Raw genomic sequence first — 23,900 nt, 5'->3', positions numbered from 1 at the left:
CCTAACGACTTTCCTCAACCACTGATCGACCATGGCCCGCGACGGATCGTCGCAACGGCGCAGGAGTGATGCGATGAGTTTTTGGCAACGCCTGGAAGAACCGGCGCATGTCGTGGTCTGTGGCGCCAGCCGGGGGATTGGCCTGGCGCTGACCACACAATTGCTCGCCCGCACCGATGTCGCCGGGGTTTGGGCCATCGCCCGCCAGGCCAGTCAGGCGCCCGGCCTGCTTGAGCTGCAAGAGCAATACGGCCAACGCCTGCACTGTCTGGACGCGGATGTGTGCGACGAACAGGCGCTGAGCAAGCTGGCCGCGCATTTGCGCGCTGCCATTCCGCGTCTGCATCTGCTGCTGTGCACGGTTGGTGTACTGCAGGACGGCGCGGCAAAGGCCGAGAAGGGTTTGGCGCAGATCAATCTTGAGGGACTGCTGGCGACCTTTCAGCGCAACAGCTTTGCACCGATCCTGCTGCTCAAGCACCTGCTGCCGCTGCTACGCGGTCAGCATCCTTGCACGGTGGCGGCGCTGTCGGCGCGGGTCGGTTCGATTGGCGACAACCGCCTCGGCGGCTGGTACAGCTACCGCGCCAGCAAAGCTGCGCTAAACCAACTGTTGCACACTGCAAGCATCGAGCTGAGCCGCCTTAACCCAAACAGCTGCGTGCTCAGCCTGCATCCTGGTACGACCGACACCGAACTGTCGAAACCCTTTCAGGCCAATGTGCCGGCAGACAAGCTGTTTACCCCGAGCTATTCAGCCGAGTGCCTGCTGGCGCAGATTGAGCAGCACGGTCCGGCGCAGACTGGCAGCTTCTGGGGCTGGGACGGCCAACCGATTCCCTGGTAGCTATACTGGCGAAGATCAGACCGGGGCGCGGCGCACACTGGCCAGCAGTGCCGCCGCACCGACAAACAGCGCGCCGAATGTGCGGTTCATCAGCTTCTGCTGACGTGGTGAACGCAGCGCGCCCAGCACCCGTGCGGCTAAGCCGGTGTAGCCGGCCATAACGATCAGGTCGACACAGATCATGGTCACACCCATCACCAGGTACTGCATCAGCAGCGGCGCCTGTGGATTGAGGAACTGCGGCAGCACCGCGAGCATAAAGACAATCGCCTTGGGGTTGCTAAAGTTGACCAGGAAACCGCGCAGCACCAGGGTCAGCGGCCGGCCGATGGGCCGTTCGGTTTGCGCCGTCATATCACTGGGCAGCGCCTGCCACTGGCGATAGCCGAGGTACACCAGATAGACCACGCCAAACCACTTGATCAGGCTGAAGGCCAATTCCGACGCTGCCAGAATCGCCCCGACACCGGCGGCCACGATAGCGATCTGCAAAGCCAGGCCCAGCTGCAGGCCCAGGGCATTCCAGTAGCCGCGCAGAAAGCCGTATTGCAAGCCGGCGGACATCGAAGCAATCGCCCCCGCGCCCGGCGACAGGCTGATGACCCAACAGGCCACAAAGAATGCAAGCCAGGTTTCCAGTGCCATGGCACGTCTCCATTAACAGACAGCGGAATAAAAAAGGGGTAGGCCATCTAGCCTACCCCTTGTCAGTTACCGCGCCCAGCCTGTCGATCAGTCCGGCAGGTCTTTACGCAGTTGCACCGGCGCCGGCTCTGCTTCCTTGCGGGCACGTGCGCGGGCCACGCGCATGCGGATATTGACCGCTTCCACGGCCAGCGAGAAGGCCATGGCGAAGTACACATAACCCTTCGGCACATGCACGCCGAAGGCTTCGGCAACCAGCACGGTACCGACCACGATCAGGAACGACAGGGCGAGTATTTTCAGGCTCGGGTGCTTGTCGATAAAGTCGCTGATGGTGCCTGCCGACAGCATCATCACAATCACCGAGATGACGATGGCCGCGACCATGACCGGCACGTTGTCGACCAGGCCGACCGCAGTGATTACCGAGTCGAGGGAGAAGACGATGTCGATGATCGCGATCTGCACGATGATGCCCATAAAGCCGTAAGCCTTGCCGCCGGCGGCCTGAACTTCCTCTTCGCCTTCCAGGCTGTGGAAGATCTCGGCAGTGCTCTTCCACAACAGGAACAGACCACCGAAGAGCAGGATCAGGTCACGCCCGGAGAAGCCTTGATCGAACACATGGAACAGGTCGGCCGTCAGGCGCATCACCCAGCTGATCGACAGCAGCAGCAGAATCCGCGTGCCCATCGCCAACGCCAGGCCGAAGAAGCGCGCCTTGGGTTGCTGATGCTTGGGCAGACGACTGACCAGGATCGAGATAAAGATGATGTTGTCGATGCCCAGGACAATTTCCAGGGCAGTCAGGGTCAGAAACGCGACCCAGAGTTCAGGGCTGGCCAGCCATTCCATAGGGATTAAATCTCGCTAGTACGTACAGGTGGGATGTCGCCACTGCGCCAGCGGCGCACGGCTTTTTGAAAAAATAGGCTATTGGGGATCTGCACCCAGGCGCCAGGTGCATCACCGCTGAGATCTTCCAGGGTGGTGTAGAACAGATTGATCGCCACCACCCGCCCGCGCACTCCCGGCTTGTCGGCGCTTTCCAGCACTTCGACGCATTCGCCGATGCGAAATGGCCCCATGGCGAAGATCAGCAACGCGCAGAACATGTTTGACAACACGCTCCAGATCGCGAAGAAGGCGACTGCAGCCACTGCCGCAAAGCCGGTAAGCGCGGCCCACAGCACCTGTGCGGACACCCCCAGGCGTTCCAGCACCAGCATGAATGCGCTACCCACAATCAACCAGCGCAGCAGACCGCGCAGGGGCATCAGCAATTCGGCTGGCAGCTGCGGGTAGCGTTTGCCGAGTCGGGTGATGCCGCGGGTGAGGATGCGCTGGAACAGCCAGGCCAGCAGCACAATCAGAATAATCTGACCGGTGCGCAGCAACGGCTCTTGCCAGGTCATCAGCCATTCCAGGGTCGGCAGGGCGATATTCAACTGGCGGCCTCCAGCTCGGCTTGCAGGGCTTCGAGGGTTTCCAGCGCGAGCATCCAGCGCTCCTCAAGATCGGCTTCGCGGCTTTTCAGCTTGGCCTGTTCGGCCAGGGCGTCACGCAGCTCGTCCTTGCGCGCGGCTTCGTAGATGTCGCTGTCACCCAGGCGGGTTTCGACGGCAGCGAGTTTCTCGTGCAGCTGGCCCAGCTCTTTCTCCAGCTTGTCGGCTTCGCGCTTGTGCGGCGCCAATTGCTGACGCAGCGCGGCAGCGGCCTGGCGCTGCACACGCTTGTCGGCTTTATCCGGATTGCTCTCGCCACCGCTCGTCGGCGCCTGCCGCGTGCGGTAATCCACCAGCCAGCGGGCGTAGTCTTCCAGATCACCGTCGAACGGCAGCACCTGCCCATCGGCGACCAGGAGGAACTCGTCGGTGGTGCTTTTCAGCAGATGGCGATCGTGGGACACCACCACCACTGCACCGCTGAACTCCTGCAGCGCCATGGTCAGCGCCAGGCGCATTTCCAGGTCGAGGTGGTTGGTCGGTTCGTCGAGCAACAGCAGGTTGGGCTTGCCCCAGGCAATCAGAGCCAAGGCCAGACGGGCTTTCTCACCGCCGGAGAAATTCAGCACTGGCTCGTCGCAGCGCGGGCCGCGGAAGTCGAAACCGCCGAGGAAGTCGCGCAGGGTCTGCTCGCGCTCGGTCGGCGCCAGGCGCTGGAAATGCAGCAGCGGGCTGGCCTTGTCATCCAGAGCATCGAGCTGATGCTGGGCAAAGTAGCCGACCACCAGGTTCTCGCCACGTTGCAGATGGCCGCTGATGGGCTGCAGTTCGTTCGACAGGTTCTTGATCAGGGTCGACTTGCCCGCACCGTTCGGCCCGAGCAGACCCAAGCGCGCGCCGGGCGCGAGGTTCAGTTTGACCTTCTCCAGCACCACCTTGTCGCCATAACCGAGGCGGCCTTCGCTAAGGCTGAGCAGCGGGCTGGAGATCTTGTCGGCCTCACGGAAGCTGAAGTCGAAGGGCGAATCGACATGCGCCGCCGACAGCTCTTCCATGCGTTCCAGCGCCTTGATCCGGCTCTGCGCCTGACGCGCCTTGGTGGCCTGGGCCTTGAAGCGGGCGATGTACTTTTCCATGTGCGCGCGCTGCACTTGCTGCTTCTCGTACGCCTGTTGCTGCTGCGCCAGACGTTCGGCACGGGTACGCTCGAAGGCCGAATAACCGCCGCGATAGAGGGTCAGTTTCTGCTGATCGAGGTGGGCAACGTGGTCCACTACGGCATCCAGGAAATCGCGGTCATGGGAGATCAGCAGCAAGGTACCGGGGTAACCTTTCAGCCAGCTTTCCAGCCAGAGAATCGCGTCGAGGTCGAGGTGGTTGGTTGGCTCGTCGAGCAATAGCAGGTCGGACGGGCACATCAGCGCCTGCGCGAGGTTCAGGCGCATACGCCAGCCGCCGGAGAAGTCGCCGACACGGCGATCCATCTGCGTACTGTCGAAACCCAGGCCAGCGAGCAGCTTGCGCGCTCGGGCATCGGCACTGTAGCCGTCGAGGGTATCCAGTTCGGTGTGCAGGCGCGCCACGGCGGCGCCGTCATGCGCAGCTTCGGCCACGGCCAGTTCGGCCTGCACCTTGCGCAGTTGCAGGTCGCCATCGAGCACATAGTCCACCGCCTGGCGCTCGACCGCATCGATCTCCTGGCGCATATGCGCAACGCGCCAATCGGCGGGGATCAGGCAGTCGCCCGCGTCCGCACTCAGCTCGCCACGAAACAGGGCAAACAGGCTGGATTTGCCGGCGCCGTTGGCGCCGATCAGGCCGGCTTTGTGGCCGGGGTGCAGGGTCATCTCGGCGTCTTCTAGCAGACGCTGAGGGCCACGCTGTAAAGTCAGGTTCTGGAGTCGGATCATAATGGCGGCGGAGTCTACCAGAGTCCCTTTAGAGAAACCCGGAAAGCACCATGCCTACTGACCTGTGGCGATTCGCCGAAGCACTGTATCAACGCCCTGGCGTCGAGGCCGCGTGTCTGCTGCTGCAAACACAAGGGGCAGACGTGTGCGTGTTGCTCTGCGCCGCCTGGTTGGAAACCCGCAAGATCGCATGCAGCGACGAACGCGTCACGACGCTGAAAAATCTGGCGCAGCCCTGGCAACAGCAGGTGGTGGTGCCGCTACGCCAATTGCGCCAGAGCTGGCGCGAGCTGGCGCAGAGCGATAATGCCCTGGCGCAATTACGTGAACAGATCAAACAGCTTGAACTGGAGGCGGAACGCGAGCAGCTGGAGCGCCTGGCGGCCTGCACTCAGGACTGGTCAAGCCACGCGGCGAACGCGCAGCTGAATTGGCTGGAAAGCCTGGCTCCCCAGCCCGGCAACCACGATGCGCTGCAAACGCTGCGCATCGCGGCGGCGCAACTCAGCGCTTAAACAGCGCTTGGCGGGGTGCTGCCATTGCTGCCGGCAGGTGCAGCAGGCGCTTCGGCAACCGCAGCCTTGGCAACCACTGGCTTGGCAGCAGCCGGTTTAGCGGCGGGCTTGGCGGCGGCTTTCTTCACAACCGGCTTAGCTGCAGGTTTTGCAGCTGGCTTGGCCGCAGGTTTGCTGGCGGGTTTAGCCGCAGGCGCTTTCTTCACTGCAGGTTTAGCAGCTGCCTTGGCAGGCTGTGCCACAGGCTTGGCCGCGCTGGCCGCTGCTGGTTTCTTCGCCGCAGGTTTGGCGGGTGCCTTGGTTGCAGGTTTTGCGGCGGCGGGCGCTTTGCTTGCGGCCTTGGCCGGGGCTTTGGCAGCCGGTTTGGCGGGGGCTTTAGCCGGAGTCTTGGCGGCTGGCGGAGCAGCTTTAGTCGCAGGTTTAGCCGCTGGTTTGCTGGCCGCTGGCTTGGCCGGGGCTTTGGTCGCGGCCGGCTTGGCAGCAGGTTTAACTGCAGCAGCCTTGGTCGAGCGACTGTCCAGCGCCTTGCTTACGGCTTCTTTAACCTTGCCGACGCCCTGGGCCAGTTTCAAGCTTTCCTGCGCATCGCGCTTGAGGCCAGCGATATAGGTGCGGGTTTCACTCTGACGGTCCTTCAGGGTATCGAGCAGATGCTCAAGTTCCGCCACGGCATCTTTGCCTTTGGCCTGGGCCTTGGCTTTGCCGGCAACCGCTGCATCCTGCATTTTGCTGCGGGCTTTATGCAGTTTTTCCTGGGCTTTGCCGCGTTGTTTTTCCAGCTTGGCGAGCAGTTTTTCAGCATCAACCAAAGCACGGGTGCAGGCATCTTCAAGATGCTCAAGCAGGCTGCTGGAAAGTTGCTGCAACAGGTGCAGCGGGGTACTCACTGATTTCTTCTTTGCATTCTTTGTAGCCGACATGACTCGCCTCCTGGCGGATGAAGATGGCGTCATACTAGACCTCCTTTTACCCGCCTTGCCACCTCATGCATTGAGCTTGCACGCCTGGCTGGCATAATCGGCGCACCTTAGGCCGGAGAACACCCATGCCACGTTTCACCTTGCTACTGCTCTGCCTGCTCGCGCCCTTATCTCAAGCACACGAGCATTCCCACGACCTGGCCTATAGCTTGGGGGTAAAACTCGGTGAACGGCTGCGCGATGAGGTGCCCGATCTGGAGCTGCAAGCCCTGCTCGATGGCTTACGCCAGGCCTACCTTAATGAGCCGCTGGCGCTGGATGCCAAGCGCATCGAAAGCCTGCTGGCCGAGCATGAAGCGCAACTGGCCAACGCGCCGGAACGCATCGAAAAAGCCAAGACGGCCGAGCAGCGTTTCCTCGCTACTGAGAAAGCCAAGGCCGGAGTGCGCGTACTGCAGGATGGCGTGCTGATGCAGGAGCTACGCGCCGGCAGCGGCCGCAAACCCGGCCCGAAAGACCGCATTCAGGTGCGCTATATAGGTTTTCTGGCGGATGGCAGTCAGTTCGACGAAAGTCAGACCGCGCATTGGTTTCGCCTGGATAGCGTGATCGCCGGATGGCGCAGTGCGTTGCAGCAGATGCCGGTGGGCGCGCAGTGGCGCTTGGTGATTCCGTCGGCTCAGGCGTATGGCGAAGAAGGTGCGGGGGATTTGATTCCACCCTACTCGCCCCTGGTGTTCGAGCTGGAACTGCTCGACACCAAGGAGTAACGAGTCAGTTCATCAGAGGGCAGGCGCGGCCTGTTCCTGATGGGCGTTGTGCAGGACTTCGATCAGGCAGTCCTCCAGCTCGAAGCGCTCGTGCAGCAACTGGCCGAGGCGTTTCAGCTCATCGAGCAGGGATACCGAGTCGTGGCAATCGCCATTGTCGCAGCGGTCATTGAAGGCCAGCGCCACTTCGGTAATCACCTCGATACGCGGGTAGATCTGCTTGGCTAGATCGAGACCACGCTGATCACCAAAGGCCTTGGCTTCGCTGGTCAACTGTTCGTAGACCTCGAAGTGGCCGGCGGATACGTAATCGACAAGGATCTCGCAGAAGCGCTGCAATGCCTCGGCATTAGCGCTCGGCGCTTGCGGTGAATTGTTGATGGCGGCATACGCATGAACTAACTCTTTGCGCTCTTGCAGCCAACGGTCGATCAGCAGGTGAACTCCACCCCAACGTTCCTGGGCGTTCTGACAACTCTCGAGCATGATGACCTCTACTTCCCTATTGCTATTAGTGTTGTACGCCCGCATCGAGACAGATTTTTGTCAGTCCGTGCAAGGTCTGGGAAGACAACCGTGAAACGGCAACTTTCCGGCGGTATCTGTGAGCCAGATTATTCCCGCAGCTCTAAGCCTTCAAGGCAGCGCGGGAGAAAATTTCATACAAGCGTTTAACCGGCGGCTACTCGGCCTTCTCAGCCGCAGCGGGCTTGTAAAAGCTCAGGGTGACCTGGCCAAGATCAATGCCCCACTTCGACATACGCGCCCGGTTGAGCATCACCTGGCCGTCCATCAGGAACATCCAATCATCAAAATCAACCACATAGGTTGAGTCGTCGACCTTCAGCCGCAGCTTGTAACGCCAATGCAGGGCGTTGCCGGCAACCTGCCCGACCGCCTCGCCCTGCACATCATCGGCAGTGCCTCGCCAGCTGCCATCGGCCTGTTTGGTCAGGGTCCAGACGCGTCGTTCCGTGGTGCCATCGCTGTAGGTAAAGCGCTCGTCGAGCACGCCCACATCGCCTTGCCAGGTGCCCGTCATGGCCACGTGGAAGCGTTTGACCACCTCCCCGGAGCGGTTCTGGAACATGCCCCAGGCCTGCAAATCGCCGTTGAAGTAATCGCTCAGTTCCAGACGCGGCTGCTCATTGGCGTAATCATTTACCTGCGGGCCGGCGCAACCGATCAGCAGCACCGCCAGACAAAGCATCAACCAGATTCGCATAGACACCTCACTCACTACGGGATCAGATCGGTGCAGGCAAAGCCGGAGTACACAGACGTGCATCGAGCAGACGCAGGCCTTCCTGATACAGGCTGTTGCTGCGCTCCAGCTCGCCCAGTTGCGCCAGCAGACGGGCCAACTCTGCGCAGGTTTCCGGATGACGCTGGAAGGTCAGACTGCTTTCCAGGTAATCCTTGGCTTTGCCCCACAATTGGCTATGCAGGCACAGCCGACCCAGTGTCAGCAGCAGACCGGCATCCTCGGGATGCTGCTTCAACCAGCCTTCGGCCACCTGCAGCTGCTTACCCAGATCACGCCCACGCAGCAAGCCGTAGAGGCGCACCAGGGCCGTGTCGTAATGCTGCTTCAAAAAATGCCGCAGCAGTTCTTCCGCCTCGGCTTCGGCACCCAGCTGGCGCAGTTGCTCGGCATACACCGCCAGCAACTCGGGCTCCTGATGCTGCGCCGAGGACATGGCCTGCCAGGTTTGTTGCAACGCGAGTAACGCCGCCTGGGCGTCGCCGTCAGTCTGGCGACCGGTCTGCAGCAAACGACCGCGCCAGGCCTGACGCTCAAGCTCGCTCAGCTCGGCATTGCCCAGGGCTTTCTCCTTGCGCAGATCAGGCAGCAGCCCAAGCAGGCCCGCCCAATCGCCTGACTGCAGGTAAAGCTGCTGCAGCTGACGCAACACCAGGTGGTGGTGCGGATGACGCGAGCGCATCACCTGCAAGGTTTCCAGCGCGGCATCGGTCTGACCGCGCGCCAGTTGCAGTTCGGCATGTTGCAGGGCAATCGCCAGCTCTGCCTGCGGCTGACGGTTGAGGGCCTGCTCCAGCAGATCGTCGCTGTCGTTGTAATGCCCCAGCTGATGCGCAGCCCGGGCCGCACCCAGGTAATAGCTCAACGGCTGCGGTGCATCGACTGCGGCGCGCTGCAGATGGCGCAGAGCACGGGCCCAGCGGCCTTCGGCGAGATCGAGAAAGCCTTGCTCGGACGCCAGACGCACGCGGCGACGGCTGTGCAAGCGCGACCATGGATTGATCAAGCCGCCGGACGTTACCAGCAGCCGTACGCTCAGCCGCAGCAGATAAATCAGCAGCCAAACCACCAACAACAGCGCGACAAAAGCCCACAGGCTGGATTCATAACGGAAACCCTGGAAGGCAATCAGCACATAGCCCTTGTGCTCAGCCAGCGGCAGACCGAACAGCACCAGGCTGGCGACGCCAGCCACCAGCGCCAGAATCAGCAGCAACCAGTAGATGCGCTTCATTGCAGGGCCTCCTGCAACGAAGCCTCGACATCATCGGTGGCCGCAGCCGCAGGCTCAGCTTCGACCTTCTGCTGGCTGCGCGCCGTCTGCTTGGCCTGCATATAAGCCTGTACGGCGTTCAGCGTCGGGCTGAGATCCGGCGGCGTCACCGCAATCGGCCGTTCGGCCAGCTCGTCAATGCGCGCACGCAAGGCGCGACTATTGGGGTTGTCCACATCGAAGTGCGCATCCAGCACTTCACGCGCCTGCTGCAAGGCCTGGCGATAGACCTCGCTCTGACCATGCAACGCGCCCCACTGCGCCTGCTCCAGCGCCAGGCTGAGGGCCAGGCGAACCTGGGTCAGGCTCTGGCCGGCGAGCACGGGGCGGATATTGCGGTCGGCGTTGAAGTCGATGCGGAAGTACTCCGACAAGGTTTGCAGGCCACGCTGCCACCATTGCTGCTCGACCACCCCTGCATCGGCCAGCTCGCTGAGCACGCCACCCTCGCCGCTGAAACTCGGAGCCAGGGCATTGAGTTGCGCCACCTGCTCACGTAATGCGCCGAGTTGCAGAAACAGCCCGGTACGGTCCGGGTTAGTGGTCGAACGCAGTGCCTGCAGGCTCTTGGCCAATTGCTCGCGGGCGGAAAATGCGGCGGGGTCATCCTGCTCATGGAGGATTTCATCGGCGGCCTGGACCAGCGCGGTAGCGCTGTTGATGTCCTGCAACGCGGACAGCCTCAGGCTGGCCAGACGCAGCAGATGCTCGGCCTCGGCCAGACGCCAGTCCTGACGACTGGCACCGAGTACGGTTTCCAGACGCTGGTTGAGCAATTGCTGATCGCCCTGCAACTGGGTCAGCAGACGGCGACGGGTTTCCAGTTCCTCGACGCTTGGCAGCTGATCCAGCCGCGCCTCCAACTTCTTGCCGGTCTGCGCCAGGCTTTGCGCTTCATTACGCGCCTCCTGCAACAGGCCCAACTGTTGTTGCTCGCGAGCGTCCAGCGCCTGCAACTGCCACAGCCCCCAACCGCCCGCACCGGCGCCAGCCGCCGCAACCAGCAAGGCCAGCAGCGCCAGGCCGTTGCCACGCGAGGCCGGTTTGCCCGCAGCAGGTGCTGGCGTAGCGGGCTTCGCAGCGGCGGCATCCACCGGCGCCGGCTGCTGTTGTTTCACGTCGGGATCCTTCGGGGCTTGCTCTTTCGGAGTAGTTGCTTCGCTCACGTATCCATCCTTTGCGTCAGAGATCGGGGCAGGTTGCGCCTGCAACGCTGCCAGCAACGCCGCGGCACTCGCGCCACGGCAGTCCACAACAAATTGCGCACCCGCTGCACGGGCCATCTCGGCAACTCGCGGGCTGGGTACAAACAAGGGTAGCCGGGCCAGGTCGGCCCAGGCGTCGGCGGCCAGCTCGCGCAAATGCACAAAGCCCTGCCCACTGCTGACCACCAGAGCGTTCAGGCGTTCAGCCTGAACCCGCTCGACCAGCGCCGCCGGCGGGTAATCCGGCAGCACCCGGCGATACAGTGGCAGATAGTCCACCTGCACGCCTTGGCCGCGCAAGCGCTCGGCCAGTAACTCTCGGCCACCCTCGCCGCGCAGAATCAATACCCGCGGGTTGGTGGCGGCCGTCAGCGCATGCTGCAACTGTGGCAGGGCGAGCAGCGCTTCACTGTCATCGGCCTGTTCGGGGTAATACACCTGCAGACCGTGTTCACTGAGAATCTGCGCCGTGGCCGCGCCGACGCTGAACCAGGGTTGCTCGGCAGACACTGGCGTTTGGTAGCGATCCAGCAGATCAAGCGCCAGCCGCGCCGCCGGCTTGCTCACCACGATCACTGCGCTGTAGCGCTGCAGATCAGCAAGCGCGGCGCGTTGCTCGGCACTTTCGCTCAGCGCTTCGATGGCCAGCAGCGGCAAGCTGCTGCTGTAGATGCCCTGCTCAGCCAAGGTTGCCGCCAGCGCGGCCGACTCCTGAGCCGGGCGCGTCAGCAGCACACGCCAGCCCGTCACTCGGCAGCGGCCTCGCCGTAAACGGCTTGCAGAATGGCCGCAGCGCCCTGGGCCAGCAGGGCTTCAGCGACCTGCACACCCAGCTGCTCGGCCTGCGCGACCGGAGCACGGTTTTCCGCCCGCAGCAGCAAACCACCATCCGGCTGGCCGACCAGCCCGCGCAGCCATAGCTGATCGCCTTCCAGCACCGCGTAACAGGCGATCGGCACTTGGCAGCCGCCATTCAGGTGCTTGTTCAACGCGCGCTCGGCGGTTACCCGCAGCGCGGTATCACGATGATGCAGGGGCGCCAGCAGGGCATGGATTTCGCTGTCGGCAGTGCGGCATTCGATACCCACCGCGCCCTGACCACCCGCTGGCAGGCTGTCTTCAGCGCTGATCGAGGAGCGGATGCGCTCTTCAAAACCCAGGCGAATCAGCCCGGCTGCGGCAAGAATAATGGCGTCGTAGTCACCGGCATCCAGCTTGGCCAGACGGGTGTTGACGTTGCCGCGCAGAAACTGGATTTTCAGATCCGGACGACGCGCCAGCAGCTGGGCCTGACGGCGCAAGCTGGAAGTGCCAACCACGCTACCGGCGGGCAAGGCATCGAGGCTGGCATAGGTATTGGAGACGAAGGCATCGCGCGGGTCTTCCCGCTCGCAGATGCAGTACAGGCCCAGGCCTTCGGGGAAGTCCATCGGCACATCCTTCATCGAATGCACGGCGATGTCTGCCTGGTTTTCCAACATCGCGGTTTCCAGCTCTTTGACAAACAGACCCTTGCCGCCAATCTTCGCCAGCGGCGCGTCGAGCAGTTTGTCGCCACGGCTGACCATGGGCACCAGGCTGACCTTGAGGCCAGGGTGCGCCTGTTCCAGACGGGCTTTGACGTGTTCAGCCTGCCACAGGGCCAGGGCACTTTTACGGGTGGCAATGCGGATTTCGCGAGACATGGGCAATTCCAGAAAACGAACTGCCGGGGATAATAACAGGCTGGCCCAGATCAGGCCTGCGACCCTAGCAGCTAAAGCTCCTTAGCAACCAGTATCGGATCTTGCGAGCTAGAGTGAGACAAGGCGGAAACAGGCGAGGAAGCGGAGTTTACTGTTGTAAATGAGCATTCCGAGCCTGTTTCCAACGCAGGATCGCCGACGCGCAGCAGATCCAGCCAGAACGCTAAAGGTTGTGCATTAGTTTGCGCACCCCGGCTACATGCCGACGGCTGACAATCAGCGCTTCCTCGTTCATACCCTTGAGGAACAGCTGGAAATGCCCAAGGGGGGTGCGCTGCAAGCGCTCGATACGCTCACGGGCCACCAGAGCATTGCGGTGGATGCGCACAAAGCGATCGCCGAATTCGTCTTCCAACGCTTTCAGCGGTTCATCCAGCAGCACTTCGCCGCCCGCATGACGCAGGGTCACGTATTTGTGGTCGGCGATAAAGTAGATCACCTGATCCAGCGGAATCAGCTCGATGCCCTTACGGGTGCGCGCACTGATATGGCTGCGCGGGCCACCACCGCTGTCCACGGCAGGACGGGTCAGGGCAGCGAGTTGTACGCGGTTGGGCCGTTCAGCTTTCTTCAGCGCCTCACTGAGGCTTTCCGCACGCACCGGCTTGACCAGATAGCCGACCGCGCTGACCTGAAAGGCTTCCAGGGCAAATTCATCATGGGCAGTACAAAAAATCACTGCTGGCGGCGCTTCGCGCTCACACAGCTTGGCCGCCACCTGCAGGCCATCCAGGCCGGGCATGCGGATGTCCAGCAACACCACATCCGGCTTCAGGCTGTCGATCAGGCTCAGGGCCTCCTCGCCGTTGCTGGCTGCGGGTTCAAGCACGCGATAGCCATCGAGTTCGCCCACCATACGGCTCAGGCGCTCTCGGGCCAGGGGTTCATCATCGACAATCAGGACATTCATAATGCACGGGCTTCCTGCTTGGGTCTCGCACAAGGATAGCGTAGACAAGTGAAGTGGCGTCCGTCACGGCGCTCTACGCTGAGACTGGCCCGCGGCCCGAAAAGTGCCACCAGCCGCGCATCGATATTGGTCAGCGCCTGATGCGTGCCGCGCGACGGCGGCTGCTCGCCTAGTTGTTCGTATGGATTGCTCACGCACAGCTGGAATACCCCCTCGTGATAACTCGCCTCGACCCGCACCAAGCCACCCTCGATACGCGGCTGAATGCCGTAGATCAAGGCGTTTTCCAGTAAGGGCTGCAGCGTCAGTTGTGGAATCGGTAGATCATCCGGAACATCAACGATCCCCCACTGCAACTGTAGACGCTCGCCGAGCCGATAGCGCTCAATCGACAAATATCGTTGTGCCAGCTCCAGCTCCTCGCGCCAGGGCACCAGGCTGCCGGGCTTGGCCAGGCTGGCGCGGAACAGATCGGACAGATCCAGCACCGCCTGCTCGGCCTTGTACGGGTCGATCACCACCAGGCTGGCAATGCTGTTCAGGCTGTTGAAGAGAAAGTGCGGGCGAATGCGCGCCTGCAACGATTCGATGCGCGCACGCAGCTCGGCCTGCTCCTGCTTGCGCCACTGGCTCTGCAGGTAGAAATAGCGCAGCAGCAACGCCGACATGATCAGGCTGATCAAGGCATGGCGCAGGTACAGATTGACCTCGCCGGTACGCGGCAACGGCCCGCCCAGCTCGTAATAATCCGCCACGGCGGTACAGATCAGGCTCAGGGCGACCACAATCGCGCAGCACAAGGCGCCGGCTGTGGCTGCCGGCATGCGCGCCATCAACGGGCGCAGGCGGCACAGCACGGCGGCCGAGAGCAGCACGATCCATTGCACAAACAGTGAAGTCAGCGCCAGACGCACCCAATCGAAGCCCGGCAGCATCGGTTCGGACAACACCAGCACCAGCACCAGCAACTCGGCCAGCAGCACCATGCTCAGCAGGGCTTCTGGCTGACAAAGCTCGGGTACAAAGAAGTCATCGACCAGTGGTGGTTGTTTTTCTGATAAAGCACTTTTTATTTTCATCGCCGCAGTTTCCGCGTGACCCGCCCCAGCAGCAAGATAGACAGCTGCGACCGGGCAAAATAAAGCACCGAAATGCGCCCGCCGCGATAAAACTGTGAACGGCGCAACATTGCCCTACTGCAGCCTAGCTGCGCCCACCGACAAAGCGACGCGGCGAATTTGCCGGCCAGCCTGTTATTATCGGCGCACTTTCCCGTCTTGCCGGCCGCCCCAGCGCGGCCAGCCCGTTTTAGCGCACCAGCCGAGCGAAGCCCATGAGCACTGAAAAAACCAACCAATCCTGGGGCGGCCGCTTCAGCGAGCCAGTCGATGCCTTTGTTGCCCGCTTTACCGCCTCCGTCGAATTCGACAAGCGCCTGTATCGCCACGACATCATGGGCTCCATCGCCCACGCGACCATGCTGGCCAAGGTCGGCGTGCTCAGCGATGCCGAGCGCGATGCCATCGTCGACGGTCTGACGCAGATTCAGGGCGAGATCGAAGCCGGCCAGTTCGACTGGCGCGTCGATCTGGAAGACGTACACATGAACATCGAAGCGCGCCTGACCGACCGCATCGGCGTCACCGGAAAGAAACTGCACACCGGGCGCAGCCGTAACGATCAGGTGGCTACCGATATCCGCCTGTGGCTGCGCGACGAGATCGACCTGATCCTAGCCGAGATCACCCGCCTGCAGCAGGGGTTGCTGGAGCAGGCCGAGCGTGAAGCCGAGACCATCATGCCCGGCTTTACCCACCTGCAAACCGCCCAGCCAGTGACCTTCGGCCACCACCTGCTGGCCTGGTTCGAAATGCTTAGCCGCGACTACGAGCGCCTGGTGGATTGCCGCAAGCGCACCAACCGCATGCCACTGGGCTCGGCGGCGCTGGCCGGCACCACCTACCCGATTCAGCGCGAAGTTACCGCTCAGCTGCTGGGTTTCGACGCCGTTGGCGGCAACTCGCTGGATGGCGTGTCGGATCGCGATTTCGCTATCGAATTCTGCGCCGCCGCCTCGATTGCCATGATGCACCTGTCGCGTTTCTCCGAAGAACTGGTGCTCTGGACCAGCGCGCAATTCCAGTTTATCGACCTGCCGGACCGTTTCTGCACGGGCAGCTCGATCATGCCGCAGAAGAAAAACCCCGACGTACCCGAGCTGGTACGCGGCAAGACCGGCCGCGTGTTCGGCGCGCTGATGGGCCTGCTGACCCTGATGAAAGGCCAGCCGCTGGCCTACAACAAGGACAACCAGGAAGACAAAGAACCGCTGTTCGACGCCGCCGACACCCTGCGCGACAGCCTCCGTGCCTTTGCCGATATGATCCCGGCGATCAAGCCCAAGCACGCGATCATGCGTGAAGCGGCGCTGCGCGGCTTCTCCACCGCAACCGATCTGGCCGACTACCTAGTGCGCAAGGGCCTGCCGTTCCGTGACTGTCACGAAATCGTCGGTCATGCGGTGAAATACGGCGTCGAGTCCGGCAAGGATCTGGCCGAGATGAGCCTGGAAGAACTGCGCCAGTTCAGCGAACAGATCGAACAGGACGTGTTTGCCGTGCTGACCCTGGAAGGCTCGGTAAATGCCCGCAACCATATCGGCGGCACCGCACCGAATCAGGTGCGCGCCGCTGTTGTGCGCGGCAAAGAACTGCTGACGACGCGCTGATCGTCAACTCACCAAGGGAAAGGGACGTCCCATGTTCGAGCTGGTACTGCGCGGCCTGTCTGTCCTGGCAGAGGTCGTACTGGAGCTGGTTTTCGGCTACCTCTTCTACGCCAGCGGCTGGCTGGTTCTGCGTCTACTGACGCTGGGCCGCTATCCGCGCCTGCCATTACGCGTGTCCGATCCGCTGGACCCACGCTGTAGCTGGGTCAGCGCCTTCGGCTTTCTTTGTGTGGTCGGCCTACCGCTAACTCTTCTGATTTTTCGCTATGGCTAAGTACCCCATGCCCCTGCATATCCGCACCGCTACTGCCGAAGACGCTGCCCTGATCCTGCGCTTTATCACCGATCTGGCGATCTACGATAACGCCGAGCATGAGGTAAAAACCGATGTGGCCGGCATCCAGGCAAGCCTGTTCGGCTCGGACAGTAACGCCCATGCGCTGATTTGCGAGCATGAGGGCCAGCCCATTGGCTATGCGGTGTACTTTTTCAACTACTCGACCTGGCTGGGCAAACACGGGCTGTACCTTGAAGACCTCTATGTAAGTCCGGAAAAACGCGGTGCGGGCGCGGGCAAAGCCCTGCTGCGGCATCTGGCGCAACTGGCCGTGGCCAAGGACTGTGGCCGTTTCGAGTGGATCGTGCTGGACTGGAATCAGCCAGCCATTGAGTTCTACCAATCGTTCGGCGCCCGCCCGCAGGACGAATCGACCATCTACCGCCTTACCGGCCAAGCCCTGCTGGATTTTGCCCAGGGCTGAACAGCCATCTACCGGAGTCGCGCATGAGCGAGCAAGAAGACGAAGATTTTGCCCAGGACACCCTGATCCAGGCCATCGAAAACCAGCTGGAAGCCGGTGAACCGGCCTTCGTCCAGGCGGTGCTGAACAAACTGAGCCTGGTCGGCTACGAACGCGAAGAGATCATCGAGTTGATGGCCCTGGTGCTGGCCGATGAAATCGACGTCATGCTGCGCGATGACCGCCCCTTCGATCTCGCCCGCTACGAGCAGGGCCTGCGCGCCTTGCCCGAGCTGCCCGAACAGGCGTCGTAACCAACCCGGAAAAATTTACCCCACAGCACGCCAACTTCTGGCAGCATCAGGTCACAGCAGACTGCCTGGGGCTTCACTACACTGCCCTCGCAGGCTGCCTGTTGTTTCAGCCGATTTACCGCAGCGGGTGCTGCCGCCGCCGGCCGCAGCTCACTAAAACAAGAAGCTGGAGTACTTATGGCCTTTACCCCCGAACTGATTGCCGAACTGGAAATCCTCGCGCTGTACAACCTGGGCACCACTCAGGAAGGAATCAAGGTTCACCACACTGCCACTCCCTCGGCGATTGCCGCCGCCAAACGCCTGCATGCCAAAGGCCTGATCAACCAGCCAGACGGCGGATACCTGACCAGCCTGGGCCTGGATGCCGCCGAACACGCGCAAGTTCTGCTGACCATTCTCAATGTGACCGAAGCGGCCTGAGAAGCGCCCTCGAGTCTCGCCAGCCAGAGCGAGATCAAAACCGCTTCCAAGCCAACCCAGCCTGCGTTGCAGCGGCTTGCTCAAGCTGCCCGCGACGCAGGCGATAACCCTGTATCCGCAGCCGTCCGCCAGCCACCTGGCAAGGCATGATCACGCACCGCCCTGCAGAGCCTGAGCATGAGCCGTACCGAGGAAATTCGCCCAGACATTGAAGACGGTATCGACCGCAAGGTACTGACGCAGCTGCGTGCGCGCTTTCTCAAACTCAACCAGGGCCGTCTGCAACGCGCCATGCAGGCGCTGTCGACGCGCCAGCAACTGGTGCTCAAGCTGTTGCCGCTGCTGTTCCACGTCAATCATCCGCTACTTCCAGGCTACGTTTCCGGGCTGACTCCGGCCGGTCTCAGCGGCTTCGAGCCGGACGACGAACTGCTCTCCGAAGTGCAGCGCCTGACCCGCTCGTTCGCCTACAAACCCTATCGCGGCAAACAGGCGCTGCCGATCCACGGCCTGTTTCTGATGGGCAGCCTGGGCACCGTGGCCCAGGCCGAACAGAGCGACATGGACCTGTGGGTGTGCCACGCCAGCGATCTAAGCCCGCAACAGCTGCATGAACTGAACAAGAAGTGCGCACTGCTGGAAAGCTGGGCGGCCACCTTCGGCGCCGAGGCGCATTTCTTTCTGATCGACCCGGCGCGCTTCACCCAGGGCGAACGCGAGGCGCAGTTGACCTCGGACGACTGCGGCACCACCCAGCACTACCTGCTGCTTGATGAGTTCTACCGCACCGCCATCTGGCTCGGCGGGCGCACGCCGCTGTGGTGGTTGGTGCCGGTGTATGAAGAGCAGCGCTACCAGCACTACACCAGCACCTTGCTGGCCAAGCGCTTTATCCGCGCCGAGGACGTGCTCGACCTCGGCCACCTGGCGCGCATACCGCCGGAAGAATTTATCGGCGCCGGTATGTGGCAACTGTTCAAGGGCATCGAGTCACCCTACAAGTCGGTGCTCAAGCTGCTGCTTACCGAGGTTTACGCCAGCGAACACCCCAAGGTCGAATGCCTGTCGCTGCGTTTCAAACAGGCAGTGTTCGCCAATCGCCTCGACGTCGACGAGCTCGACCCCTATATCGTGGTCTACCGGCGCCTGGAGGAATACCTCAAGGCCCGTGGCGAGCACGAGCGCCTGGAGCTGATCCGCCGCTGTCTGTACCTCAAGGTCGACAAGAAGCTCAGCCGTCCACCGCGCAACAACCGCAAGAGCTGGCAACGCCTGCTGCTGGAGCGCCTGACCCGCGACTGGAACTGGGACAGCCGCCAGCTGGCAATGCTCGATAGCCGCAGCCAGTGGAAGGTGCGCCAGGTCAGCGCCGAACGGCGCATGCTGGTCAACGAGCTGACCTACAGCTACCGCTTTCTCTCCGAGTTTGCCCGCAGCGAACATGCAGGCAGCTCCCTCAACAGCCGCGATCTGGGCATCCTCGGCCGCCGCCTGTACGCCGCCTTCGAGCGCAAGGCCGGCAAGATCGAATTTATCAACCCGGGCATCGCCCCGGACCTCGCCGAAGACACCCTGACCCTGGCGCAGAGCCCCAGCCCGGATGAGCCCAATGAAACGCTGTGGGCGCTCTACAGCGGCAGCGTCAACGCCCAGGACCTGGAAGACTTCTCGCCGCTCAAGCGCTCGCGCGAGCTGATCGAACTGCTCGCCTGGTGCCAGCGCAATGGGGTGATCGACAACAGCACGCGGTTGTCGCTGCACCCAGGCTCCAGCGACCTGACCGAATACGAGCTGTCCAACCTGCTCAGCAGCCTGCAGCAGGCGGTGCCGCTGCCTTTGCCGGCAGTAGATGAAGCGGCTCTGCTCAGCGCTAGCGTACCCGGCGAAGTGCTGCTGTTGGTCAACGTCGGCATCGATCCGCTCAAGCAGTTCAGCCAGATGAACATGCACATGACCACCGAGCGCACCGATGCGCTGGGCTATTCCGGGGTGCGCGAGAACCTGATTCTGACCATCGATCAGGTCACGCTGAACAGCTGGAACGAGCTGCTGGTGACCCGCTATGACGGCCCGCATGCGCTGCTCGACTGCCTGCGCGACTTCCTCAACGCCCTGCCCGCCAGCGGCCGCAAGCCCAACCTGCGCGTGCGCTGCTTCTGCCGCAACCGCGCCACGGCAATTGCCGAGCGGGTCGAAGAGTTGTTCCGCGAAACCCTCGGCAGCTTCAGCAGCGAACAGGCCAACCGCTACCTGCTGCAGATCAAGCAGCACTACCACGTGCTCGAACTGAAGCCCGGCCACGTCAGCCACACCAGCCTGAAAGACCTGCCTACCCTGATCGACCATCTGGGCGAGGAGCTGCCCGGCTACAGCGAGCTGCATCTGGATCGTAGCGCTCTGGAAGGTGAAGACCTGGCGCTGATTCTTCCCGTCGGGCGACCGCAGTGCATTCAGGTGTTCTACCGGCTGAACGAAGGCAGCGCTACGGCCGAACTGAGCGTGCTCGACGAGCACAACGCCCTGTGGCGCCAGCAGATGCCGTTCCGTGATGAACAAAGCCTGCTAACGCCGCTGCAACGTTTTCTGCAATCGGTGCTGTACCGGCGTAACGCCCTACTGCCGCTGGATAACTTGCCGGCGCATCAGCCGCTGGAAGTGCTGTATTACCAGGTACTGCCGGATGCGCCGCTGCGCGCCCAGCGCCTGGAGCGCCGGCCGCCGCCGCTGTCACCGATCAGCCACCCGTTCTATGACGTGCAGGCCATCGTCGAGCCGGCCGATGGCAAGCGCTCGCACGTCACCCTCTACTGTAATCACCGCGAATTTTCCGAGTTGGAATACGCCGGCGACCTGTTCGCCGCGGTCGCCCAGCACATCCTCGCGCAACGCCGCGATGGCGCGCGCTACCCCTGCTATATCACCGACCTCGACCTGTCCGCGGTACTCGGCGAAGGGCATATGCAGAGCGTGCATTACCTGCGCTACAAAAGTCGCCTGGAAGCGGCGCTGAATCAGGCACTGCAGAAGGCCTGATCAGCCACGCATCGGCGCCTGCGGGTTCTGCAAGGCGTACAGATAACAACCGGCCAGGCTGTGATTGTCACCCACCGAGGCGTAGCTGGCGCTGAAGGTCACTGCCAGCCCCAGGTGTTGGTACAGCCACTTGCCGGTCACTCCCGGCGGCACCTGCGGCACCAGATCACTGTCATTCACCACGCGGAAGGTCGGCACCTGCAGCCCGTTGTAGTGCGCGGCAAAATCCGGGGCGGCCAGGCGTGGGCTGGCAAAGCTGTAGTGTTGCAAGGGCAAGTCCGGCCAGCGTTCGCGCATATCCAGCACCGCCAAACTGGATAGCGCACCACCCAGGCTGTGCGCGCACACCCACAGCGACCCATTGGGCTGCTGAGTATCTACGGCCTGCAAAGCCTGGTCGCGCAGTGAGGTGTAGAGCTTGAGAAAGCCGTCATGCACATTGCCCAGGCCAGACTGCCAGGGGTAGGCGCGCTGATCGGCATCCAGATCATCCAGCCAGTCCTGCACCGTGTCAGTGCCACGGAACACTAGATAGACCTCGCCCTGCGGATCACGCGCAGCAAAGCCGAAGGGTTCCGACTCGTTGAGAAAGTGCAGCTCGCTGAGCACGCTCCAGATTGGCGCGGAAAAGCCCCAGCCGGGCAACGTAGGCGGCTGCCAGGTGAAATCCTGGGGCCGCCGCGGGCGCTGCTGGGCTTGCCACTGGCTGTATTGGTCGTAGGCGAAACTGACCAACTGCGCGCATTGCAGCGCGCGATAGAGGTCAAAACCTTGGGGAAAGTACAGGGATAGACTGGACATACGGCCTCCATGCCGAGATTGGCTTAGCTCTACTCTAGAAGGCTTTGCGCAACCTGCTCACTCGGCGCGGCTGTATTCACCCGCCGCTTCCGGCTGATATTCCACGGCCAGCAGCGTCAGCTTGAGCACCTTGCCGCCGGGCGCAGCCCAATCAATATGTTGCCCCACAGACAGACCCAGCAGGGCCGTGCCGACCGGCGCCAGCACCGACACACAGCCTTCACCACCGGCATCCTGCGGGTAAACCAGGGTCAGGTGGTAATCCTTGCCGCTGCTTTCTTCACGGCAATGCACCCGCGAATTCATGGTCACCACCCCGGCCGGTACCTCGTCATGGCCAACCACATCGGCGCGGTCCAGTTCGGCCTGCAACGCGATGGCACTGGGACCGAAGTCGTCCAGGCTGTCGAGCAGATGCTCCAGGCGCTGCAGGTCAAGACGGGTGATGGTGAGCGAAGGTGCGCTGGTCATGGTGCGGGTATGTCCCCTTTACGGATCGTGAAAAAAGCAAAACCCCATCACTAAGACGGGGTTTTGCAAGGCTTGGGCTGACCGTACCACAGCTAGTCAAATAAACAAGACCGCCCGGTCAAGGTGCGACGTTACGCTGTTGCAAGCGTGCTTCGGCAGCCGCGCAGATGCTGCGTTTGCCTGCCATATCGGCTTTGCCCCAGTCGAGAATTTCCTGCAGCGTGCGGCCACAGCCCAGGCAAATATCCTGATCATCCAGACAACACTGGCGACGGCAGGGCGAGGCGACCTCCTGGCCCGCGCCGTCAGAGCTCTTCGAACTCAAGGTCGGCACCGGATTGTTCCAGGGTGATACGCGCCAGCATTTCGCCCAACAGCTCGTCGCTGCTGTCGCAGATCCAACGCTCGCTGGCCTGGTCGTAATCGAAGTGGAAGCCGCCCGAACGCGCCGCCAGCCACAGCTGACGCAGCGGCTCCTGACGGCTGAAGATCAGCTGAGTGCCGTTTTCAAAACGCACGGTCAGCACCCCAGCGGAGTTTTCCAGGTCGAGGTCCAGGTCGCTGTCATCGAAAATATCTTCCACCGCCTGCTGGGTGGCATCGACCAGATCGTGAAAGCGGGCTTCGGTCAAACTCATTACGACTTACCTCAAAAAAATCAGCGACTGCAAAAGTCTTGGGCTGCGGTGATTAATGTTCTTTCAAGCTACGGCGATACTCGCCTGGGCTCTGCCCGGTCCAACGGCGAAACGCGCGGGCCAGCGAGCCGGGCTCACTGAAGCCAACCAGGAAGGCGATTTCCGCCAGTTCCAGCGCCGGGTCGCGCAGGTAATGCAACACCAGCTGCTGGCGGGTTTCATCCACCAACTGATTGAAGGATAACCCGGCTTCGCGCAAACGCCGCTGCAGGGTACGCGGACTGAGCGCCAAACGCGCGGCGATTTGCTGAAGATCGGCGCCCACTTCCGGCAGTTGGCGGGATAATTCCAGACGCGCGCGGTCGAGCACGCTATGGCCCTGCTGAATCTCACCCAGCAGGCGATCAGCATAGGCATCGAGCATCAGGCGCACCTGGGCATCGGCCTGGCCGAGCGGTGTGGCGAGCAGGCGTTTGGGAAATACCAGGGCGTTATCGGCCTGATCGAACAGCACCGGACAGCGAAAAATCCGCTGATATTCGGAGGTGTCCGCCGGGGCCGAATGCTGGAAGCGCACCTCGGTCGGCGGAATATCCAGGCCACTGATCCAGTGGCCAAAGGTCACCCAGCCGGCCAGAGTTTCTTCGCTGAGCTGACGTTTCTGCTGCGGCAACAACGGCTGCCAACTGTGTGCCACCTGCGGCTCCAGCCCTGCAAGCGGCGGCTCATCGGCAAGATCGACCTGGCCGAGGTTACCGACCAGCGCGGCGTAACGCGCCTGACGATGCAAAGCATCGGCGAGGGTCGCGCAGCTCATGATCAGATAACCCAACACACCGTAATAACCGGGGCGTACCGCCTCGCCCAGGTGCAGACCCAGCTGCTCATCGCCGGTCAACCGTACGCCGTGGCCGAGCATTTCCAGATAGGTGCTGGCGGCGATGCGCTGATCTCGCTGAGCGAGGATCTGCGGGCTGAGCTGCACTCGTTCCAGCAGCTCAGCGCTGTCGACACCCTGGCGCGTCAGGTAATCGAGCAAACCTTGCAGGTAGGCAACGGAAACCGAGCTGCTCACGGGTACGGGGTTGTCCATCCAGTCTCCTGATCGCTGGCGATGGGTGCAAAGCGAGGGTCTGTTCCCGTTTCGTTCACGGCCGCGCCGGAGCTAGTTTTAGCGCGAGGCAAGGCATGAGACACGAAGTTTGGTTGGTCCAAATGAGTGTCGATAAACGCAGCATCGCGCTAAAACTAGCCCGGCCCTTCGGGTTGCGCGAAAAATCTCGCCATGCGGTGTTGGAGGACT

Annotated in this window: 26 protein-coding genes and 1 pseudogene; 9 read left to right on the top strand and 18 right to left on the bottom strand. The window is 62.2% G+C overall.

Features of this window, described 5'->3' with window-relative positions; all coding sequences use genetic code 11:
- The first annotated feature begins 73 nt into the window (after positions 1 to 73).
- Positions 74 to 847, top strand: coding sequence for an SDR family NAD(P)-dependent oxidoreductase (locus ACQ4LH_RS01995; protein ID WP_430695690.1), 774 nt, complete (start codon positions 74 to 76; stop codon positions 845 to 847).
- A 15-nt stretch (positions 848 to 862) separates the two neighbouring features.
- On the opposite strand, the gene rhtB is transcribed toward ACQ4LH_RS01995, so the two are convergent.
- From rhtB to ACQ4LH_RS01975, 4 genes are all read right to left on the bottom strand, one after another.
- Positions 863 to 1,492, bottom strand: coding sequence for a homoserine/homoserine lactone efflux protein (gene rhtB / locus ACQ4LH_RS01990; protein ID WP_430695689.1), 630 nt, complete (start codon positions 1,490 to 1,492; stop codon positions 863 to 865).
- Between the two features lie 87 nt (positions 1,493 to 1,579).
- Complete coding sequence (locus ACQ4LH_RS01985) at positions 1,580 to 2,347, bottom strand: TerC family protein (protein WP_430695688.1); 768 nt, start codon at positions 2,345 to 2,347, stop codon at positions 1,580 to 1,582.
- Positions 2,348 to 2,352: 5 nt separating this feature from the next.
- Positions 2,353 to 2,907 carry a mechanosensitive ion channel domain-containing protein gene (locus tag ACQ4LH_RS01980; protein WP_430695749.1) on the bottom strand — a complete coding sequence of 185 codons (555 nt, stop codon included), beginning with the start codon at positions 2,905 to 2,907 and terminating at the stop codon, positions 2,353 to 2,355.
- A 29-nt stretch (positions 2,908 to 2,936) separates the two neighbouring features.
- Complete coding sequence (locus ACQ4LH_RS01975) at positions 2,937 to 4,847, bottom strand: ATP-binding cassette domain-containing protein (protein ID WP_430695687.1); 1,911 nt, start codon at positions 4,845 to 4,847, stop codon at positions 2,937 to 2,939.
- Positions 4,848 to 4,897: 50 nt separating this feature from the next.
- Here ACQ4LH_RS01975 and ACQ4LH_RS01970 point away from each other — a divergent pair, with 50 nt between their 5' ends.
- The gene (locus ACQ4LH_RS01970; RefSeq protein WP_430695686.1) at positions 4,898 to 5,362 is read left to right on the top strand and encodes a TIGR02444 family protein; all 465 of its coding nucleotides are present in this window, start codon (positions 4,898 to 4,900) and stop codon (positions 5,360 to 5,362) included.
- On the opposite strand, the gene ACQ4LH_RS01965 is transcribed toward ACQ4LH_RS01970, so the two are convergent.
- Positions 5,359 to 6,282 (bottom strand): AlgP family protein, encoded by a 924-nt coding sequence (locus ACQ4LH_RS01965; RefSeq protein ID WP_430695685.1) that lies wholly within the window; start codon positions 6,280 to 6,282, stop codon positions 5,359 to 5,361. The two genes, ACQ4LH_RS01970 and ACQ4LH_RS01965, sit on opposite strands and share 4 nt — an antisense overlap.
- A 125-nt stretch (positions 6,283 to 6,407) precedes the next feature.
- On the opposite strand from ACQ4LH_RS01965, the gene ACQ4LH_RS01960 reads away from it, so the two are divergent.
- The gene (locus tag ACQ4LH_RS01960; protein ID WP_430695684.1) at positions 6,408 to 7,052 is read left to right on the top strand and encodes an FKBP-type peptidyl-prolyl cis-trans isomerase; all 645 of its coding nucleotides are present in this window, start codon (positions 6,408 to 6,410) and stop codon (positions 7,050 to 7,052) included.
- Positions 7,053 to 7,064: 12 nt separating this feature from the next.
- On the opposite strand, the gene rsd is transcribed toward ACQ4LH_RS01960, so the two are convergent.
- The 8 genes and pseudogenes from rsd to ACQ4LH_RS01920 all read right to left on the bottom strand — a co-directional run bounded on the left by rsd (position 7,065) and on the right by ACQ4LH_RS01920 (position 14,528).
- A complete protein-coding gene (gene rsd, locus ACQ4LH_RS01955) occupies positions 7,065 to 7,538 on the bottom strand; it encodes a sigma D regulator (protein ID WP_090378059.1) in 474 nt (157 codons plus the stop codon).
- Positions 7,539 to 7,734: 196 nt separating this feature from the next.
- Positions 7,735 to 8,277: a DUF3833 domain-containing protein gene (locus ACQ4LH_RS01950; RefSeq protein ID WP_430695683.1), complete on the bottom strand. Its 543-nt coding sequence runs from the start codon at positions 8,275 to 8,277 to the stop codon at positions 7,735 to 7,737.
- Between the two features lie 22 nt (positions 8,278 to 8,299).
- Complete coding sequence (locus ACQ4LH_RS01945) at positions 8,300 to 9,550, bottom strand: heme biosynthesis HemY N-terminal domain-containing protein (protein WP_430695682.1); 1,251 nt, start codon at positions 9,548 to 9,550, stop codon at positions 8,300 to 8,302.
- A complete protein-coding gene (locus ACQ4LH_RS01940) occupies positions 9,547 to 10,755 on the bottom strand; it encodes a uroporphyrinogen-III C-methyltransferase (RefSeq protein ID WP_430695748.1) in 1,209 nt (402 codons plus the stop codon). The genes ACQ4LH_RS01945 and ACQ4LH_RS01940 overlap by 4 nt, the downstream gene beginning before the upstream one ends.
- Before the next feature lie 33 nt (positions 10,756 to 10,788).
- A pseudogene (locus tag ACQ4LH_RS01935) lies at positions 10,789 to 11,529 on the bottom strand (uroporphyrinogen-III synthase); the annotation flags it as partial.
- A gap of 11 nt (positions 11,530 to 11,540) precedes the next feature.
- Complete coding sequence (gene hemC / locus ACQ4LH_RS01930) at positions 11,541 to 12,479, bottom strand: hydroxymethylbilane synthase (RefSeq protein WP_430695681.1); 939 nt, start codon at positions 12,477 to 12,479, stop codon at positions 11,541 to 11,543.
- Positions 12,480 to 12,702: 223 nt separating this feature from the next.
- Positions 12,703 to 13,449: a LytR/AlgR family response regulator transcription factor gene (locus tag ACQ4LH_RS01925; protein ID WP_339411541.1), complete on the bottom strand. Its 747-nt coding sequence runs from the start codon at positions 13,447 to 13,449 to the stop codon at positions 12,703 to 12,705.
- Entirely contained in the window at positions 13,446 to 14,528 is a 1,083-nt protein-coding gene (locus ACQ4LH_RS01920; RefSeq protein ID WP_430695680.1) for a sensor histidine kinase, read from the bottom strand. The genes ACQ4LH_RS01925 and ACQ4LH_RS01920 overlap by 4 nt, the downstream gene beginning before the upstream one ends.
- 254 nt (positions 14,529 to 14,782) lie before the next feature.
- Between ACQ4LH_RS01920 and argH the strand changes: the two genes are divergently transcribed.
- The 6 genes from argH to ACQ4LH_RS01890 all read left to right on the top strand — a co-directional run bounded on the left by argH (position 14,783) and on the right by ACQ4LH_RS01890 (position 20,687).
- Positions 14,783 to 16,177: an argininosuccinate lyase gene (gene argH / locus ACQ4LH_RS01915; RefSeq protein ID WP_430695679.1), complete on the top strand. Its 1,395-nt coding sequence runs from the start codon at positions 14,783 to 14,785 to the stop codon at positions 16,175 to 16,177.
- 31 nt (positions 16,178 to 16,208) lie between these two features.
- On the top strand, positions 16,209 to 16,451 hold the full coding sequence (locus ACQ4LH_RS01910) for a hypothetical protein (protein ID WP_430695678.1): 243 nt from the start codon (positions 16,209 to 16,211) through the stop codon (positions 16,449 to 16,451).
- A 7-nt stretch (positions 16,452 to 16,458) separates the two neighbouring features.
- The gene (locus tag ACQ4LH_RS01905) at positions 16,459 to 16,938 is read left to right on the top strand and encodes an N-acetyltransferase family protein (RefSeq protein WP_430695747.1); all 480 of its coding nucleotides are present in this window, start codon (positions 16,459 to 16,461) and stop codon (positions 16,936 to 16,938) included.
- Between the two features lie 23 nt (positions 16,939 to 16,961).
- Entirely contained in the window at positions 16,962 to 17,231 is a 270-nt protein-coding gene (locus ACQ4LH_RS01900; RefSeq protein ID WP_430695677.1) for a hypothetical protein, read from the top strand.
- A 177-nt stretch (positions 17,232 to 17,408) separates the two neighbouring features.
- Positions 17,409 to 17,654, top strand: a complete 246-nt coding sequence (locus tag ACQ4LH_RS01895; RefSeq protein ID WP_430695676.1) for a TIGR02647 family protein — start codon at positions 17,409 to 17,411, stop codon at positions 17,652 to 17,654.
- Positions 17,655 to 17,831: 177 nt separating this feature from the next.
- Entirely contained in the window at positions 17,832 to 20,687 is a 2,856-nt protein-coding gene (locus tag ACQ4LH_RS01890) for a class I adenylate cyclase (RefSeq protein ID WP_430695675.1), read from the top strand.
- Here ACQ4LH_RS01890 and ACQ4LH_RS01885 read toward each other — a convergent pair whose 3' ends face one another.
- The 5 genes from ACQ4LH_RS01885 to ACQ4LH_RS01865 all read right to left on the bottom strand — a co-directional run bounded on the left by ACQ4LH_RS01885 (position 20,688) and on the right by ACQ4LH_RS01865 (position 23,690).
- The gene (locus ACQ4LH_RS01885) at positions 20,688 to 21,488 is read right to left on the bottom strand and encodes a lipase family protein (RefSeq protein ID WP_430695674.1); all 801 of its coding nucleotides are present in this window, start codon (positions 21,486 to 21,488) and stop codon (positions 20,688 to 20,690) included.
- 57 nt (positions 21,489 to 21,545) lie between these two features.
- Entirely contained in the window at positions 21,546 to 21,959 is a 414-nt protein-coding gene (gene rnk, locus ACQ4LH_RS01880) for a nucleoside diphosphate kinase regulator (RefSeq protein WP_305592240.1), read from the bottom strand.
- A gap of 118 nt (positions 21,960 to 22,077) precedes the next feature.
- A complete protein-coding gene (locus ACQ4LH_RS01875) occupies positions 22,078 to 22,284 on the bottom strand; it encodes a DUF1289 domain-containing protein (RefSeq protein WP_430695673.1) in 207 nt (68 codons plus the stop codon).
- A complete protein-coding gene (gene cyaY, locus ACQ4LH_RS01870) occupies positions 22,265 to 22,597 on the bottom strand; it encodes an iron donor protein CyaY (RefSeq protein WP_339525249.1) in 333 nt (110 codons plus the stop codon). Before cyaY ends, ACQ4LH_RS01875 begins: the two co-directional genes overlap by 20 nt.
- A gap of 52 nt (positions 22,598 to 22,649) precedes the next feature.
- Positions 22,650 to 23,690 carry an AraC family transcriptional regulator gene (locus ACQ4LH_RS01865; RefSeq protein ID WP_430695672.1) on the bottom strand — a complete coding sequence of 347 codons (1,041 nt, stop codon included), beginning with the start codon at positions 23,688 to 23,690 and terminating at the stop codon, positions 22,650 to 22,652.
- Between the last annotated feature and the right edge of the window lie 210 nt (positions 23,691 to 23,900).

Origin of the sequence: Pseudomonas peli (genome assembly GCF_050563605.1) — a bacterium.
GTDB classification, from domain to species: domain Bacteria; phylum Pseudomonadota; class Gammaproteobacteria; order Pseudomonadales; family Pseudomonadaceae; genus Aquipseudomonas; species Aquipseudomonas peli_A.
This window is presented reverse-complemented; position numbering and strand designations above follow the sequence as displayed.